This window comes from Geobacter sp. DSM 9736, assembly GCF_900187405.1.
Lineage (GTDB): Bacteria > Desulfobacterota > Desulfuromonadia > Geobacterales > Geobacteraceae > DSM-9736.
The window spans coordinates 1,150,935-1,165,922 of record NZ_LT896716.1; the positions used below are offsets into that span (position 1 = coordinate 1,150,935).

Below are 14,988 nucleotides of genomic sequence, written 5' to 3' on the forward strand. Positions count from 1 at the left end.
GCTAAGCCTCCTGCCGGATGTACTGGTACAGGGTTTCACGGCTAATCCCAAAGTCCCGCGCTACCTGTGCTTTACTCTCTCCATTCCCTACCCGTTGACGTAAGGTTTCTACCTGAGTATCCGAGAGGGACGGCTTACGCCCCTTATAGACGCCCTTCTGTTTTGCTATCGCTATTCCCTCCCTCTGCCGTTCCTTGATCAATGCTCTTTCAAATTCGGCAAATGCCCCCATGACGGAAAGAAGTAGCGTTGCCATGGGTGAATCATCACCGGTGAAGGTAAGACCCTCCTTGACAAACTGAACGCGGACCCCACGTCCCGTCAACTCGTTCACAATCCTCCTAAGATCATCTAGGTTCCGCGCTAACCGGTCCATCGAGTGAACAAGGACCGTGTCACCCTGCCTCAGAAAACGCAGCATCTCAGCCAATGCCGGTCTGTTAGTATCCTTTCCAGACACCTTATCTGTGAAGAATCGGTCTAGCTCCACCCCCTCCAGCTGTCTCCCCGTGTCCTGATCTACCGTGGATACCCTCAGGTAACCTATCCGCTGCCCGTTCATGGTGTCCCTCCTCCATCAGTGATAGTGTCAGGTTAGACTCTAAGACTTAAGTGGAAATGTGTCAAGAAATAAATTTGCTGACCCTATCCTGACGCTAATAAAGAGACTGCCTGACGTGGTGCTAAGGTATACCCCAGGTTGACACACCTCCCATTCCTCCTCGCACTGGACATCACCAAGGCTGTCGGTTGCGTCCGAGGATACGAGGTGCCATGTCCCCTTCACTGTCACAATGGAACGGCGGCTCAACTTCAGGAGTCCTGGAAGTATATCCCGCCTGTGTGCCTTTCGAGACCCCCACGGGGGAAAACGCAAACAGCCGGGATAACACACACCCTTTCACATTTTTGCAGCATTTTGGTCCGAGTTGCATTTTCTAAAGTGCTTTATTTGGAGCGGTTAACGGTGATATAGTAGCATACCCCATGTTTCAGGCATGGGGGGAGTTGTGAAGGTTACCTTAGATATCAACGGCAGTGAGGATACTGGAATGTTAAAGGAAGCTTTAGGGAACATTCTTGACATACTGAAGTCACCAAAGCTTGTTACCTGGATTGCTATAAGTTCTGCCGCTGTCTTATATATTCCTGACCGATACGCACCTTTTCTAATACCCTTCAGAGAGTCATATGGTGTTTACACCACGGTTACCCTTGTTTCTGCCTGTGTGTATCTGCTTATTGATGGTGTACTGTGGCTCATAAATAAAGTTCAAACACGGCGCAAGCTAAAGAAGGCAGTGCAAAGGTTGTTAAATAGGCTTTATGACTTATCCTATGAAGAGAAAATCATAATGCGTGAGTTTATCTTTCAGGACAGTAAGAATATCAAGTTCCCCATTGAACAGAGAGTGGTAAACGGACTTGCAAGGGATGGCTTGATTCAGTTAGTACAGAGACTACCTCAGTTTTCCTCAGGAAGCTTTGTAGGTGTCTTCAGGCTTACACCCACCATTGATGGCCTACTTACTGAGGAGGTTGTGGGGTTGCCTGTAGGGGAAATTACGCGGGAAGAACGGCAGCGTATTATCAATGAGCGGCCTTACTTCGTTCACAAGATTACCGAAAGGGAGAGGATATGGGAATGGTAAGTAAGGGGGAAACGCTATGAGCAAACTCACCGAAAAGGACGCACCCCTTACCCGTGAAGAAGTTCAACAATACCTTGAGAGTTACTCAGATTTTTCTTTCGAGGTAAAGGTACTGTCCACCCTTACTGCACAGGGTTTTGATTGTTCCCATTCCCGTGTCTATAGTGATCCAATTACGGCTAAAACACGACAATACGACATTAGAGCTGCTCGTTTCACTCCTACATCTGATTCGGTTTTCCATGAGCTTTTATTACCGGTAGAGTGCAAGAATATCCGGCCCGAATATCCATTGGTGGTTCACTGTCTCCCGAGAAGACGCGAGGAGGCAACTCATGATGTGGTTGTCACTGTAAACGGGAAAAGGAGGGGAACGATTACTGTACCTCCCCAATTTTCATGGTACCGAGAACGCACACTAACAGGGAAGGCTATTGACCAATTACGCCGTAAGGAAGTGGACAAGAAAACACCCCCAGTAATAACCGGCTCAGATGCTGAGGTTTTCGATAAGGTCACACAGGCACTCTCCTCAGCCTACGGAGTAATCGAGAATGCTGGCAAAAATATGGGTGGTTTAAAGCTGTTAGTTTCGTCAGTAGTGCCTATACTAGTTATACCCTCAGGCACTCTCTGGAAACTTAGCTATGATGATACAGGCAAGGTCTGTGAAGGTCCGGAGTGTGTACAACAGGTGTCTTATTACTGCGGTAAAACCTGGAGCTTTGCCGGAGACCTCGTCAGTAAGTATAATATCAGCCACCTGGAAATCGTAACGTTTGATTATCTCGCGGACTTCCTCAAGCTGCTTTACCTGGACAGGGACGACCTTATAGACCTACTGACCAAAGAGGGGTTTTTGGCCCGATAAGCGTAGTTACTACGGTGGGAGGAAGGGGAAAAGAAACACAAAGCGCCCCCCGGTGGCCTTCCGGGGCAACGTGACAGCACCTAAAGTGGTACTGGAGGCGCTTTGCGTCAGTGTTCAAAGGAAGTGGCCTATAGCACCCCCGTGCGACCGGTCACGGGTACGCCTACAAAACTGTCAACGGTCGGCAAGATGATTAGCCGTAAATCTTCCGCCACGAGAGAAGCCACCCGCACGGAGGGGGACACCTGAGGCGCTACTGAAGAGTTTTTCAGCCTCCTCAGCGGCCTCCTTTCCCGTGTAACCGCGTACCGTGCAGGTACACTCGGGATCAGCCCCCGCTCTTAATGCTCCCACCCTGGCGCGGTCTGCTAGGTGCTCCCCGCGTCTTGCTATGTCCTCAGCAAACTGATTAAGAACAGCTTTGAAGGTAGGCTCCAAGTTCTCATAGTCTGCAAAGATCGCGCGCTGTGCATCCTTATAAAAGAAGTAACCCTCCCCGACTTCTAGAATGACGCCACCTGTCCCACGAAATTCAAGCCTCATTAGCCCCTCCCGTTACAGTGAGATGAGGGTAATATGGCTGTGAAAATGAAAAAGAACTAGACTTATAGTTATTTTTTATGCATTGTCTCATACGAAACAGAGACTAATCGTTGCAGATCAGAAACGATTTCCGTTTGGAAACGGTTTGGCTACCTGAACTATTCGGGGTTTCAAATAGTATGGGCTGTCACTTTAGCAGGAGGTGCAACAGTGGAGGACAAACAAGGCTTTGTGTTAAAAGTCGTTTTTCTCATGCTTATTGCTTCTATTCTGTCCGCGTTCATCGTCAAAGAGTTGCCCGGACGTTACCAGATTTCAGGACCATTCGTAATTGACACAACAACTGGGATTATAAAGAGACTGACGCCGCTAAACCAGTATCCTATCACCTTTGATAAGCTGCCATAACCCACGTACCTGAACCTTAAAAGATCAGAGGGAAAATGAGCTTGACGCGCCTTCCCTTCAGTGCTACCGTTGTTGCCACAAATGTTGCCACTTCAACCGGCACCAAAGGGACAACCTGAGCAAAGGCAGATAGAACAGTTATAGCGTCACTTCAAGAACTTAGGGCGTTGCACGAGGACTAACAGGGTTAAGCCTAGAGAGTCCCCAGTATCGCCCACCATTCAAAACATCTAGGGGTCAGCGCAGATATGCCTGACCCCTTTGCAGTTTATGCTCCTCTGAGTTCTAGATGGCAGACGTCTCTGCGGTTATTCAATTGTCGGTCATTCGGAACTCCGGTTACCTTGGCACTGCACCCCACGCTTTCACTCATCGCGGGGTGTTGAAGAGGAATCTGGTCATGTATCCAGCTAGATGCTGTATGACCCTTTATGGAGGTAGGAAATTCCTACAGCCTGAACTGCCCCACCAGCTTCTGCAGGTGTTCCGCCTGTGAGGAAAGATCGGAGGATGCTGAAGCGGTACTTGAGGTGCCTTTTGCCGTTCCTTCAACTTCTTCGGTTATACGCTGGATGTTATTGGAGATTTCCACAGTTGTAGACGACTGTTGTTCAGCTGCCGTTGCAATCTCGTTCACCTGCGCGGTCACCTCGGTGATCTGTTGCAATATCTCGGATAGAGCGTCCCCGGCCCTTCCTGAATAGTCCGTTCCCTTCTCGACCTCGACAACCCCCTCTTCGATCGCTGCGACCGCCTCGCTTGTCTCCTTCTGAATAGTCCTGATCATCTCGCTTATTTCTCGGGTCGCTCTCGTTGTCCTTTCTGCCAAGGCTCTAACTTCATCAGCAACCACGGCAAAACCTCGCCCCTGCTCACCAGCGCGGGCTGCTTCGATGGCGGCATTCAACGCCAGCAGGTTGGTCTGATCCGCTATGTCTTCAATGGTCGTGACTATTTCGCCGATCTGATTGGACCTTGCACCGAGTTCCTTTACCGTCCGTGCGACATTGTTGACGCGCGTTGAAATGGAATCTATGCATTCGGTTGTTTTGAGAACAATATCTGCCCCCGAACGGGCGGTGCCACTTGCCCGCGATGAGCTCTCCGCTGCATGAAGACAGTTGGTGGCTATCTCCGCGGAGGTGGCTGCCATCTCCTCACTTGCTACGGCGACTGTGTTGGCTTGGGTTGCAACGTTCTCAGTTCCGGTGGCTATCTGATCCGCGCTGTCCTGCAGTAGGCCAGAGGCAGTTGAAACTTTCGAGGAAGTCTCGGAAATCTGGAGAAGGATGTTGCGCATGGTGGACTGAAGCATGCCAATTGATCGTATGATACTGCTGATCTCATTGTTTCTCTTGGGAGCGATGTTCTGCGTGAGGTCCCCTTCCGTCATCTTCGAGAGGTACCCCATGATGCGGTTTAGAGCCTCGTTGACGGACCAGAATAACAGACCGCTGAAAAATATTCCCGTAGCGACGAAGACCGATGTTGAGACAACGGCCAGAGCCGGGGAAAACATTCTTCCAGCAACAACGGCAACGATTATGCAGAGGCTGTAGCAAACACACAACAGGATAATCCTGGTCCGTACCTTCAGCCTTCTATACAGGTCGAGTATATCTAACATCCTCCCCTCCAGCGCTCAATCCATGATTTTATAGCTGCTTATCGAACAAAACCTATAATTCTTGAGGAGGTTTATTTTTTCTTGTCATTTCGATGAACATGAATCTGCTTAGAGCCCATACTCGGCGCGATTGTGGTTGGCGAAAGGTCTCAGTTCTTAAGAAAGTACAACGCGAAGAATGCCTCCAAGCTTATTTAGATTAGGCTAACTACATGTGGACCTACATATGTTTTTTCCATTGACGCATGCAACTTCTTCTCTATAGTACCTCTCATATATGACTACGGTTATGCTCTCAGTCGACTGCGGAGGCTAATATCTATCGCAGCAGCGTTCTTTCTACCCCTCTTGCTGCTGTACGGCCATGGCTAAATGCGGCTGCATCTCGGATCTGACAAATGCAAAAAGCACTCATTCTGACGTTTGGGATTCTCCTCACACTCGCACTGGTCTGGTTTTCTATGAGCAATTACCGTGCAGCGTCTCCCCTGGCCGAAGAAAGTCTCCGAGGCATCGCCCTTTCAATCACTGCTGCGGTGGAGAGTGCTGCAGCATCCGATCATGGCCTTCTTTCACTTGCGAACTTGCGTACGAGAGATCTGGCGTTTCTTAGTATCGTAGACAGGAATGGTCGAATCCGCTTCCATTCAAACCCGGATCTCATCGGAACCAAGGCCGACGATGTCCGCTACGGCAAAATGCTTGGATCTGGTCGATCCGTTGACGGCCGGGTTCTGCTGCGGACGGGAGAGCGGGCCTACGAGTTCCTTGCTCCGGTTCATCTTCCCGGCGGCACGACACTCCTACATCTCACCCTCCATACTTACCGTGCTGACGCCGTTGTCCGGAGAGCCAGACTAAACATCTCGATCATTCTTCTGCTTCTCATCGGCGGATGGGCAGCATCCCTGGTAATTTACCGCCTTTCGGTACGGGAAGAGAAGCATCAGCGGAGGATGGCGCATCAGGAAAATATGGCCCGACTGGGGGAAATGGGAGCGGTTCTTGCCCACGAGATCAGGAACCCCTTGGGCGGCATCAAAGGTTTTGCGCAGGTCATCGAAAAAAGACCGGTGGATGAAAGGAACAGTAAATTTGCCAGCCGGATCGTCGCAGAAACGATTCGGCTCGAAAACTTGGTCGCCGACCTTCTCAGTTACGCGCATAACAATAGATTGAAGTCGGAAAGGGTAAACCTTTGCGATGTTATCGAACATTCCGTATCGCTACTGCGTCCCGAGGCGAACCAGCACGCGATCGAGCTGTCGGTTTCGTGCGGAGACTCCATGTACCTGCTCGGCAGACGCGACCACCTGGAACAGGTGCTTCTCAACATCATCCGGAACGGCATCCAGTCCATGCACCAAGGGGGGGTACTGGCTATCGAAACCGGCCGCACCGGCACGACCCTGGTTGTAACCATAACAGACACGGGGGAAGGTATACGTGAGGAGGATGCTGAGAGAATATTCGATCCTTTCTTCACCACGAAGGCAAAGGGCACTGGGCTCGGGCTCCCACTCTGCAAGAAAATCATCGAGGAGCATGAAGGTTCCATAGAGGCGAAATGTTCATCCGGCAAAGGGACTTCGATCATCATTAAACTGCCGGGTCTTACCGAATAAAAGGAGATAAATCCGGGTATGAAGGGATATGTGCTTCTTGCAGAAGACGATGAAACGTTTAGGTCCTTTCTTCAGACCATATTGGAGGATGAAGGGTACAAGGTAACGCTGGCCGGTGACGGTCGGCACGCGGCGCAACTTCTCGCACGGGAGAGCTTCGACCTCGTGATATCGGACCTTAAGATGCCGGGGAAAGGAGGCCTCGAGCTCTTCCGGGAGACGCGGAACGCCCCCTCGGCGCCCCCCTTCATCTTTCTCACGGCCTTCGGAACGGTCGATGAAGCAGTCGCCGCCATGAAAGAAGGAGCGGTGGATTTTCTCACCAAACCCCTCCCCTCCCCCAATGCGCTCACAGCCGTGCTCGACCGGGTGATGGAGACGAGACTGCGGGCTAAAACGCTAGTATCAATGAGGGAATCAGAGATCGCGGGTCTTCCACCCGAAGAACTGATCTTTGCAGGCATGGCAATGAGGTCGGTCCATAAATTGGTACATGATGTCGCCGGAACCACGGCAAACGTCCTAATTTATGGGGAAAGCGGTACCGGCAAAGAACTCGTGGCCCGGTCGATCCACCTGCTCAGCCAAAGGAGCTCGGCTCCTTTCATCCCACTGAATTGCGCGGCGATTCCGGAAAACCTGCTGGAAAGCGAGCTTTTCGGGCATGAGAAAGGCGCATTCACCGGAGCAATCCACGCGAGGCAGGGAAAATTCGAACTAGCGGGGGGCGGCACCATCTTTCTCGACGAGATCGGCGAGATGCCGCCGGCGCTCCAGGCAAAGCTGCTACGTGTGCTGCAGGAACGTACATTCGAGCGTGTGGGAGGAAGCCGTGAGATCCGTGCGGACATGCGGGTCATCGCTGCCACCAATCGAAACCTGGAAGAAGAGGTCTCCGAGCGACGTTTCCGGGAAGACCTTTTTTACCGCCTCAATGTTTTCCCCCTCAATCTCCCACCACTTAGGGAACGGCGGGATGCAATCCCGCTCCTGGTGGAGTATTTCCTCGACCGCTTCAGCCGTCAGTTGGGGAAAACCGTGCGCGGACTGGACCCGGCGGCCATGGAAATCCTGTCGGTCTACCCTTGGCCGGGTAACGTCCGTGAATTGCAGAACGTCATTGAGCGGGGGGTGATCCTCGCCCAGGGAGTGGTGAGGTGCGAGAACCTGCCGAATGCGATGCTGCAGGCCTCTGCCATCGAAGGACGGGACAGCCGGGAGGTTCTCAGGGGGGTCGAACGAGATATCATCGTGCGAGCATTGGAAAAGCATAAGGGGAACCGGCGTCTTGCAGCGGAAGAACTTGGAATTTCCCGCCGCTCGCTCCAGTACAAGCTGAAAGATTTCGGTCTCGTTGGTGAATGAAGAATGATGGTGCAAACCTTTTCTCACATGGTGCAGAAAATTGCACCATGTGAGGAGACAGGACCAAATCAGTTGAATGAATACCTTTAAGTTACAGCAACATGCACTACACCTTGATTCCGGCACGTTCCGTGGAATGCCCTCCTTCAACCATTACAGGAAAGGAGGTAATACAGATGAAGGAAATGAAGAAAACGGCTCTGTATGCAACAACGGCTCTCACGCTGGTGGCCCTGTCGGCCCCGGCTTTCGGGAGAGGGGGTAACCAGGGCAGCGGCAGGGGCAACGGCAATTGCAGCAACTGCTCCAAGCAGCACCAGGTTAACCCCAAATGCGACGGCACCGGAATGCGTCAACGACAGAGGGACGGTTCCGGCACGCGGCACAACGTGAACGTGGGCACGACGACGGCGCCCCAAACCACACCGATGACTACCGAAACGACTCCGGCAACTCCATAGACAGCAAGGAGCATCAACCGCATGAAAAGAGGCCGCCATATCCCCCGTCTCCTCTTCCTGGCACTGGCAGGAAACTTCCTGTTCCTCGTGCCGGTCTACGCCGGTTTTTTCGGTGGGGATGAGAATGGGAGAAGCGGCCTCGACCTGAATTATGGCTATGATATCAATACTGTCACCACCATTACGGGTAAGGCGGCTTCGCCTCCCCGGCAGATTGAACTGGAGCATGTAGTTATCGAGCTTAATACCGCCGGCGAGCCCGTAAACGTCTGTGTCGGTCCCGCCTCGTACTGGCAGGAAAGCGGAATTTCAGTCAACGTAAACGACGAAATCACCGCAAAGGGTTCAATGGCCCAGGGAAAGGATGGGAAGAACTATCTGATGGCTCAGAAAGTCATCAACCAGACATCGGGAGCGACCGTAGAACTCCGGTCCGACAGGGGAAACCCGGCATGGTCCGGCCGAGGCATGAATCGCTCCGGGCGCCCCGAAGGTGGAATGCGAATTCGGGGTGGCGGAATGATGCGCGGCGGAGGGATGATGCGCAGGTGAACGTGCGCTACACCAGGAGAAACATGATCACTCAGATTCTAAGACCTCTCGCTCTGTCGATCTTCATATCAGTGACCCTCCTCCCGTTTAAGAGGGCGCATGGCGAGATTCTGCCCTTCCTAGGTCTCGGTTTCGAATTTACTTCCGGCGACTATGGAACCGGCACGCGCACAAATACCGTTTTCGTCCCGGTCACGATCGGGGCGGACCTGACGGACCGCTGGGGGGTACTGCTCGAAATCCCCTATATTTACCAGGACAACACCAACGTCATCGGCAGACAGTACAACCAGATGCAGATGCAGACAACCAGGATGAAGACGGCGGCTGCGATGGTTCCGGGCTCCGGAAGCATGGGGCGCACGGCCTCATCGAATCCGTCTGCCGGCCGGGGAGGACTTGGGGACCTCACGCTCCGTATCGGGTATGTAGCTATTGAGGAGACACGCGCACTTCCCCGGATCAAGCCGGTCGCATCCGTGAAGCTCCCAACCGCAGATAAAGATCACGGTCTGGGGACGGGAAAATTCGAGGAAAGCCTCTCTGTAGAATTCTCAAAATGGATGGGAGACTGGTATGGGTTCATCGAGCCGGGTTACACGTTCCAGGGAAGCTCACCTGCCCTTGCACTGAAGGACTATCCTTTCCTTGACGCAGGTATCGGATACCAACTGACGAACCGGTTTCGTCCCCTCCTAATTGTGAAATCTTCCGGAGCTCCGCAAGAAGGGGCAACTGCACTTCTGGATGCACGAATCAAAGGAAAGTATCAGACCACGGCTCAAACCGGCATAGAGGCTTACGGGGCCAAGGGAATCACAACATCGAGCCCCGATTACGCAGTAGGACTTACCATTTACTACGATTTCTGAAACTACCAAGGAGAATTGCATGAAAAAAAAAGCAGCTCTTACACTCATCGGCGTACTTTTCATTGCGGGTTGCAGCGGCTCAGGCAGCACCGGTTCTGCAACACAGATAAGCGGGGCCGTGGCGGATGGCTACCTGCAGAATGCCCTGGTATTCCTCGACAAGAACAGAAATTACCAGCTCGATCCGGGTGAGCCTTCCACGACCACCGACGCAAACGGAGCATATACTCTCAATGTCGCTCCCGAAGATGTTGGTATTTATCCAATTGTCGCGCTTGCCATCGAAGGACAAACCATCGACGCTGACACACCCGGGGTCCCCCTGACCAGCACCTACGTCCTATGCACCCCCGGCGCCGCAGTGTCCGGCACGGTCAATAACTTCATCAGCCCTTTTTCTACACTTATCCGCGAAAAGCTCGAAGCCAATCCTGGCATGACGGTGGCGGATGCAATAACGCAACTGCGTAACCAACTAAACATGCCCGCCGGTGTCAACATGATGGGGAACTATGTTGCCGGATCCGCATCAGGGCTGCATGGAACAGAATACCAGGAGATGCACCAGGTAGCCCGTCAGATGGCGGGGCTGATGGCTGAGCAGTCGGCTCTCGTGATGAACGGAAGAAGCGTCAACACCAACAACTTCCGGAGCATGATGGGGGAAATAAACGATTACCTCCCACAGATTGCGGATAATGCCATCGGAGGGGAGGGAATGAACAGCGTGTTCATGAACACCATGCGAGCACGAATGCAGACAGCAATGGAATCACTGCCTGCTTACGGCGGATTCAGAAACTACTCCGCAACCTTCCGCAGCATGACGAGTGTCACGTATTTCTGGAATTTTTCTGGTGGACGCATGCAACCTCGTGGGGGAACAATGCGTGGTGGCATGGGAAGATAGTGAACAAAACAGGCGGCCGCTCCAATACGAGCGGCCGCTTTCCGGTTCCGAGCGGATAAGTTGGCTTAAGTTTGCGGATTCAAGTATTGCGCGTTTCGGTGCTATTTTCCGGCTTCATCTTTTTCAATTTTCTCTTTCTTGACACCCCGGGCCCCGGGGCTGCATGTGTCGGACATTCAGGTGGGAACACCGAGGCGGGGCAGGACGTACTTTTGCAGAATAATCCATACTGCGAGAATCCCGAACATTACTAGCAGGTCTTTCATAGCGCTCCCTCCGCGTATGAATATAGTAAGAATATATAGCATAATCAATATATTTTTATCAGACCTCTCCGCGCCTCCTCTTCCTCCCCAATATGCTCAATGCTAAATTCCCAATCCATCCCCGCCGCATTTTATTGACAATAAGTTAATTTGTAATTCTTTATTATACGTTTATACTTTTCTGTAAATTGCGCCGATGCACGCGGCGCCCACATTCAGCTACAGGAGGAGCAACGATGAAGAACGCAAAACGGTTAATATGTGCCGCAGCAGTTGTGGTTGCTCTGTCAGGAATGGCATGTACCAGCGGCAGAAGCAGCAGCATGGGAGGGGCAACGGGAGGAAGCACTGGCTCCGGCACAGGCGGCGCAATGTACAATTACACGAGTTCTTCTGGAGGTACGGGGGCAGGCGGAATCGGCGGAGGCAGTTATGACACCGGCGGAACCATGCAGAACGACACGACGGGTTACGGCGGTCAGAAAGGGTACGATCCTGGCGGCTCAACAGCAAACGAGTCTACCGCCCCTGGAGGTCCGAGCAGCAGGCGTGGACCATACGGTGAGAGCAGTGGGTTCGACCCTGCCCGGATGGGTAATTTCACAAGTGCAACAAGCGGCTCCGGCGCCGGTGGTACGGGCACCGATCAGGACGCGGCTCTTCGCAACTACACCAGTTCGACCAGAGGATACAACGCAGGAGGAACCATGAGGTCCTATTCCAGCGCATCAGGCCACAGCACAGGAGGAGGGACGGCTGGCTGGTAGTTGACCGAAAAAGAATGCTAAAAGGCCGCTGCCCGGATAGAGCAGCGGCTTTATTTTTAGGGTGTATCTTATTATCTTTCCGCTCTCGGCTGTCTCGGCTGAGAGATTTTCCCCTGTGCCGTCTGGGGAGCACGCTGCTTCTCAGACATGATCTGATCAGTGATCTGCCTGACCTGGTCCTGGCTCAAGAGCTCGATAGCCTGAGGAAACACCTCGTTCTCCTCGGTATCGACATGATCTTCCTTCGCGTCCTCAAGAGCAAGGAAGTTCGATTCCCACTCCTCCGATCCGACATCCTGGTCCGCCATCTGCTCGAGAATGTCCTTCAGGTCGTCATGATCCGTGTATGCATCCTGAATAAGCTCAGAGAGTTCCTCGAAATCGAGGAGGATAGGATAGACATATTTTTCTTCAAGATTCATGTGTTGGTTCAGTTCATTCTCAAGACGGCTGCAGAGTGCTTCCTTCTGGGCCTGCTCCGCGTCGCGTATTTCCTCCATAATGCTCGTCACCGTTCGATGGTCCTGTTTAAGGATCTGGAAGACATCCTGTCCCTGTGCTTGTCTGGTAGCCATAGTCACCCCCTTGGGTTAGAGATCTATAACAAATCCTAGCTGATAATCGGCCCTAGGCAAGCAGTTTAGCCAACTTGCAGAGGGTGCCGGAGAAAATATTGGTTTGCATGGTGACGAGGAAATGTTACAGTGGCCGGGCTTTCAGACGACAGATGTTTCCTTCCCTCAGGCCGAGCATAGCATGTACTGCAGCTATTACGGATTCCGCGAAAAACCGTTCAACCTTACTCCCGATCCGGGATTCATCTTTCTCGGTGAACAGCATCGCGAAGCATTCGCTCATCTCCTCTACGGCATCGACAGCCATACCGGATTTATCTCCCTTACGGGAGAGGTGGGAACCGGAAAGACAACCGTCATTCGCACCCTCCTCGGCCAGCTCTCAGCCGACAGGTACCGCACTGCGATCATCTTCAATCCCTCCCTCTCCACAATCGGACTGATGCAGGCCATCACCAAAGAGTTCGGTCTCCCCGTTTCCTTCTCCGATACGACGGAACATCTTCTGGACCGGCTGAACAATTTTCTATTACAAGAGAACGAGTCAGGAAGGACCGTAGTGCTCGTGATCGACGAGGCTCAGAACCTGGCTCCGCAAGTCCTGGAGCAGGTTCGTCTCATCTCCAACCTGGAAACGGAGCGGCACAAGCTCATCCAGATCGTGCTCGTAGGCCAGCCTGAACTGCGCGACCTGCTCTCCCGGCGCGAGTTGCGACAGTTGAAGCAGCGGATTGGTGTGAGCTGTCACCTCAACCCGATGAAATTCCAGGACACAAGGTCGTACGTCGACCATAGACTCGGCATCGCCGGACGCAGCGACGGCGGTCTCTTTTCCCCCGCCTCGCTCCGAAGGATACACCGTTTTTCCGGCGGAATTCCGCGTCTGGTCAATCTGGCCTGCGACCGCGCTCTGCTTCTCGGTTACAGCAGGGGGAAAGTGCCGATTACCGGCAAAATGGCGGACATAGCCATAACCGATCTTAGGAAGACCGATAAAAGGCGGATATGGCATAGGAGAGGTCTGGCCTGGGGTGGAGCAGTGCTCTGTATTGCTCTGGCAACAGCTTTTTTGCCAGACTTTTTGTGGAATAGAGAGACTTCAACGCCGGCTGAAGCGGTAATACCTGACAGGACTGCCGACCTGCAAAGGATTTTGGCAGCCATGACTGCAAATGAAAGCGCGGCAGTAGCTTTCAATGCCATGGCCACGTGCTGGAGCGTTCAACCTCTCATGAATCCATCAAATGATGTGGTGCCGGAGCAGCTGGCACGGGAGCGAGGACTGAGGTCGATGAAATTTACCGGAGACCTGGCCACACTCGAACGCCTCGACTCCCCCGCCCTCCTTGAACTGTCCCTCCCCACGGCGGGCACACGCTACCTGGCGCTGACCAACATGGATGACAGCGATCTTCTTACGGTTCCCCAGCTTCCCGGCAACAATCGGCTTACAAAAGCGGATTTAGCCGAGCTTTGGACCGGACGCGCGTTCATCTTCTGGAGGAACTACCTGGAAATTCCGACAGGGCTCAAGGAGGGCGCACGTCCCGATCTGATCTCACGGCTTCAGGGCCTTCTTAAGGGAAGCGGCACTTATTCCGGACCGCTGAACGGCAAATTCGACTCCGAAACCATCTCCGCAATCAAGACGTTCCAGCGACAGAATAATATAGAGGAGACCGGAACAGCCGGACAGCAGACACTGATCCTGCTCTACAGAAGTGGCGGAGGCTTCTCGGTTCCATCGTTGCACCGCAAGGAGAAGGTGTCGTGAGCCTTATACTCGATGCGCTAAAAAAACTGGAACAGGAAAAAGTACGCCAGGAAAGAGGTCAGAAACTCGGCGCTGCCATCGTCGCGCCCGTGCCTCGGCACTCGTCCCGTACTCCGGTGATTGCTCTCGTTCTGGCAGCCGTTTCAGTCACAGCCGTAGCAACCGCGCTTATAGTCAAGGGTATCGGCAACAGAACAATCGATGCAGTATCCACTCAGCAACCTCTCGAAAAAACTTCTGCCGGTATCGTTGTTTCTCCGCTTCCTGAGCCGACTTCAGCCTCGCCTGCTACACCATTGCAGCCAACTGCTATTTTAAAAGAGGTCGCGCCCAAACAACACACCTTGCCCTCACCCATCCTGCCCCCCATTTCACACTCTATGAATAGCCCCGAGTCCCCCGAACTGAATGTAAGCGGCATTGCATGGCAGGATGAGAAAAGTGCCCGGCGCGCAGTGGTTAACGGCGCATTGGTTGCGGAGGGAGCCACTATCGCAGGTGCTCGGCTCATCGAGATCCTTCCCGACAAGGTCCGCTTCAGCTTCGAAGGCCGCACCATCGACGTTACCAATTCGACTCCCTTCCCCTGATTCCCTCTCTCAAAAGCCATCCAAACACTATTATTAATTAAATTTTTTTATTTATAGGTATTATATTTGCATTTATATGAAGATTCGTATTGATCCATGTCCAAAACCAAAGTAATCAAGCCGAGTTCCG

Annotated in this window: 16 protein-coding genes; 12 read left to right on the forward strand and 4 right to left on the reverse strand. The window is 52.8% G+C overall.

Features of this window, described 5'->3' with window-relative positions; translation table 11 throughout:
- Position 1: 1 nt before the first annotated feature.
- Positions 2-562: a recombinase family protein gene (locus CFB04_RS05465; protein WP_088534330.1), complete on the reverse strand. Its 561-nt coding sequence runs from the start codon at positions 560-562 to the stop codon at positions 2-4.
- A 448-nt stretch (positions 563-1,010) separates the two neighbouring features.
- Here CFB04_RS05465 and CFB04_RS05470 point away from each other — a divergent pair, with 448 nt between their 5' ends.
- Both CFB04_RS05470 and CFB04_RS05475 read left to right on the forward strand, forming a co-directional pair.
- Positions 1,011-1,652: a super-infection exclusion protein B gene (locus tag CFB04_RS05470; RefSeq protein ID WP_157698726.1), complete on the forward strand. Its 642-nt coding sequence runs from the start codon at positions 1,011-1,013 to the stop codon at positions 1,650-1,652.
- A gap of 16 nt (positions 1,653-1,668) precedes the next feature.
- Positions 1,669-2,523, forward strand: a complete 855-nt coding sequence (locus CFB04_RS05475) for a hypothetical protein (protein WP_088534332.1) — start codon at positions 1,669-1,671, stop codon at positions 2,521-2,523.
- A gap of 174 nt (positions 2,524-2,697) precedes the next feature.
- Here CFB04_RS05475 and CFB04_RS05480 read toward each other — a convergent pair whose 3' ends face one another.
- Positions 2,698-3,066: a hypothetical protein gene (locus CFB04_RS05480; RefSeq protein ID WP_088534333.1), complete on the reverse strand. Its 369-nt coding sequence runs from the start codon at positions 3,064-3,066 to the stop codon at positions 2,698-2,700.
- 210 nt (positions 3,067-3,276) lie between these two features.
- On the opposite strand from CFB04_RS05480, the gene CFB04_RS05485 reads away from it, so the two are divergent.
- Positions 3,277-3,474, forward strand: coding sequence for a hypothetical protein (locus CFB04_RS05485; protein ID WP_088534334.1), 198 nt, complete (start codon positions 3,277-3,279; stop codon positions 3,472-3,474).
- Positions 3,475-3,922: 448 nt separating this feature from the next.
- Here the strand turns inward: CFB04_RS05485 and CFB04_RS05490 are convergent, their stop codons facing one another.
- A complete protein-coding gene (locus CFB04_RS05490) occupies positions 3,923-5,101 on the reverse strand; it encodes a methyl-accepting chemotaxis protein (protein WP_088534335.1) in 1,179 nt (392 codons plus the stop codon).
- Between the two features lie 398 nt (positions 5,102-5,499).
- Here CFB04_RS05490 and CFB04_RS05495 point away from each other — a divergent pair, with 398 nt between their 5' ends.
- From CFB04_RS05495 to CFB04_RS05525, 7 genes are all read left to right on the forward strand, one after another.
- The gene (locus CFB04_RS05495) at positions 5,500-6,726 is read left to right on the forward strand and encodes a nitrogen regulation protein NR(II) (RefSeq protein WP_088534336.1); all 1,227 of its coding nucleotides are present in this window, start codon (positions 5,500-5,502) and stop codon (positions 6,724-6,726) included.
- A gap of 18 nt (positions 6,727-6,744) precedes the next feature.
- Entirely contained in the window at positions 6,745-8,091 is a 1,347-nt protein-coding gene (locus CFB04_RS05500; protein ID WP_088534337.1) for a sigma-54 dependent transcriptional regulator, read from the forward strand.
- A gap of 176 nt (positions 8,092-8,267) precedes the next feature.
- The gene (locus CFB04_RS05505; RefSeq protein ID WP_088534338.1) at positions 8,268-8,552 is read left to right on the forward strand and encodes a hypothetical protein; all 285 of its coding nucleotides are present in this window, start codon (positions 8,268-8,270) and stop codon (positions 8,550-8,552) included.
- Between the two features lie 21 nt (positions 8,553-8,573).
- A complete protein-coding gene (locus CFB04_RS05510; protein ID WP_088534339.1) occupies positions 8,574-9,104 on the forward strand; it encodes a DNA-binding protein in 531 nt (176 codons plus the stop codon).
- A gap of 23 nt (positions 9,105-9,127) precedes the next feature.
- Complete coding sequence (locus CFB04_RS05515; protein WP_088534340.1) at positions 9,128-9,976, forward strand: transporter; 849 nt, start codon at positions 9,128-9,130, stop codon at positions 9,974-9,976.
- A gap of 19 nt (positions 9,977-9,995) precedes the next feature.
- Complete coding sequence (locus tag CFB04_RS05520) at positions 9,996-10,886, forward strand: hypothetical protein (protein ID WP_088534341.1); 891 nt, start codon at positions 9,996-9,998, stop codon at positions 10,884-10,886.
- 502 nt (positions 10,887-11,388) lie between these two features.
- On the forward strand, positions 11,389-11,919 hold the full coding sequence (locus CFB04_RS05525) for a hypothetical protein (RefSeq protein ID WP_088534342.1): 531 nt from the start codon (positions 11,389-11,391) through the stop codon (positions 11,917-11,919).
- A 71-nt stretch (positions 11,920-11,990) separates the two neighbouring features.
- Here the strand turns inward: CFB04_RS05525 and CFB04_RS05530 are convergent, their stop codons facing one another.
- Entirely contained in the window at positions 11,991-12,494 is a 504-nt protein-coding gene (locus tag CFB04_RS05530; protein ID WP_088534343.1) for a hemerythrin domain-containing protein, read from the reverse strand.
- Between the two features lie 121 nt (positions 12,495-12,615).
- On the opposite strand from CFB04_RS05530, the gene CFB04_RS17830 reads away from it, so the two are divergent.
- Together CFB04_RS17830 and CFB04_RS05540 are read left to right on the forward strand one after the other, a co-directional pair.
- A complete protein-coding gene (locus tag CFB04_RS17830; RefSeq protein WP_157698727.1) occupies positions 12,616-14,268 on the forward strand; it encodes an AAA family ATPase in 1,653 nt (550 codons plus the stop codon).
- Positions 14,265-14,858, forward strand: coding sequence for a general secretion pathway protein GspB (locus tag CFB04_RS05540; protein WP_088534344.1), 594 nt, complete (start codon positions 14,265-14,267; stop codon positions 14,856-14,858). The genes CFB04_RS17830 and CFB04_RS05540 overlap by 4 nt, the downstream gene beginning before the upstream one ends.
- Positions 14,859-14,988 lie beyond the last annotated feature (130 nt).

What these genes read in the sequence shown, in the direction of transcription:
- CFB04_RS05465 (WP_088534330.1), bottom strand. Translation starts at nt 562, where the DNA reads ATGAACGGGCAGCGGATAGGTTACCTGAGGGTATCCACGGTAGATCAG.
- CFB04_RS05475 (WP_088534332.1), top strand. Translation starts at nt 1,669, where the DNA reads ATGAGCAAACTCACCGAAAAGGACGCACCCCTTACCCGTGAAGAAGTT.
- CFB04_RS05480 (WP_088534333.1), bottom strand. Translation starts at nt 3,066, where the DNA reads ATGAGGCTTGAATTTCGTGGGACAGGTGGCGTCATTCTAGAAGTCGGG.
- CFB04_RS05490 (WP_088534335.1), bottom strand. Translation starts at nt 5,101, where the DNA reads ATGTTAGATATACTCGACCTGTATAGAAGGCTGAAGGTACGGACCAGG.
- CFB04_RS05495 (WP_088534336.1), top strand. Translation starts at nt 5,500, where the DNA reads ATGCAAAAAGCACTCATTCTGACGTTTGGGATTCTCCTCACACTCGCA.
- CFB04_RS05500 (WP_088534337.1), top strand. Translation starts at nt 6,745, where the DNA reads ATGAAGGGATATGTGCTTCTTGCAGAAGACGATGAAACGTTTAGGTCC.
- CFB04_RS05505 (WP_088534338.1), top strand. Translation starts at nt 8,268, where the DNA reads ATGAAGGAAATGAAGAAAACGGCTCTGTATGCAACAACGGCTCTCACG.
- CFB04_RS05510 (WP_088534339.1), top strand. Translation starts at nt 8,574, where the DNA reads ATGAAAAGAGGCCGCCATATCCCCCGTCTCCTCTTCCTGGCACTGGCA.
- CFB04_RS05515 (WP_088534340.1), top strand. Translation starts at nt 9,128, where the DNA reads ATGATCACTCAGATTCTAAGACCTCTCGCTCTGTCGATCTTCATATCA.
- CFB04_RS05520 (WP_088534341.1), top strand. Translation starts at nt 9,996, where the DNA reads ATGAAAAAAAAAGCAGCTCTTACACTCATCGGCGTACTTTTCATTGCG.
- CFB04_RS05525 (WP_088534342.1), top strand. Translation starts at nt 11,389, where the DNA reads ATGAAGAACGCAAAACGGTTAATATGTGCCGCAGCAGTTGTGGTTGCT.
- CFB04_RS05530 (WP_088534343.1), bottom strand. Translation starts at nt 12,494, where the DNA reads ATGGCTACCAGACAAGCACAGGGACAGGATGTCTTCCAGATCCTTAAA.
- CFB04_RS17830 (WP_157698727.1), top strand. Translation starts at nt 12,616, where the DNA reads ATGTTACAGTGGCCGGGCTTTCAGACGACAGATGTTTCCTTCCCTCAG.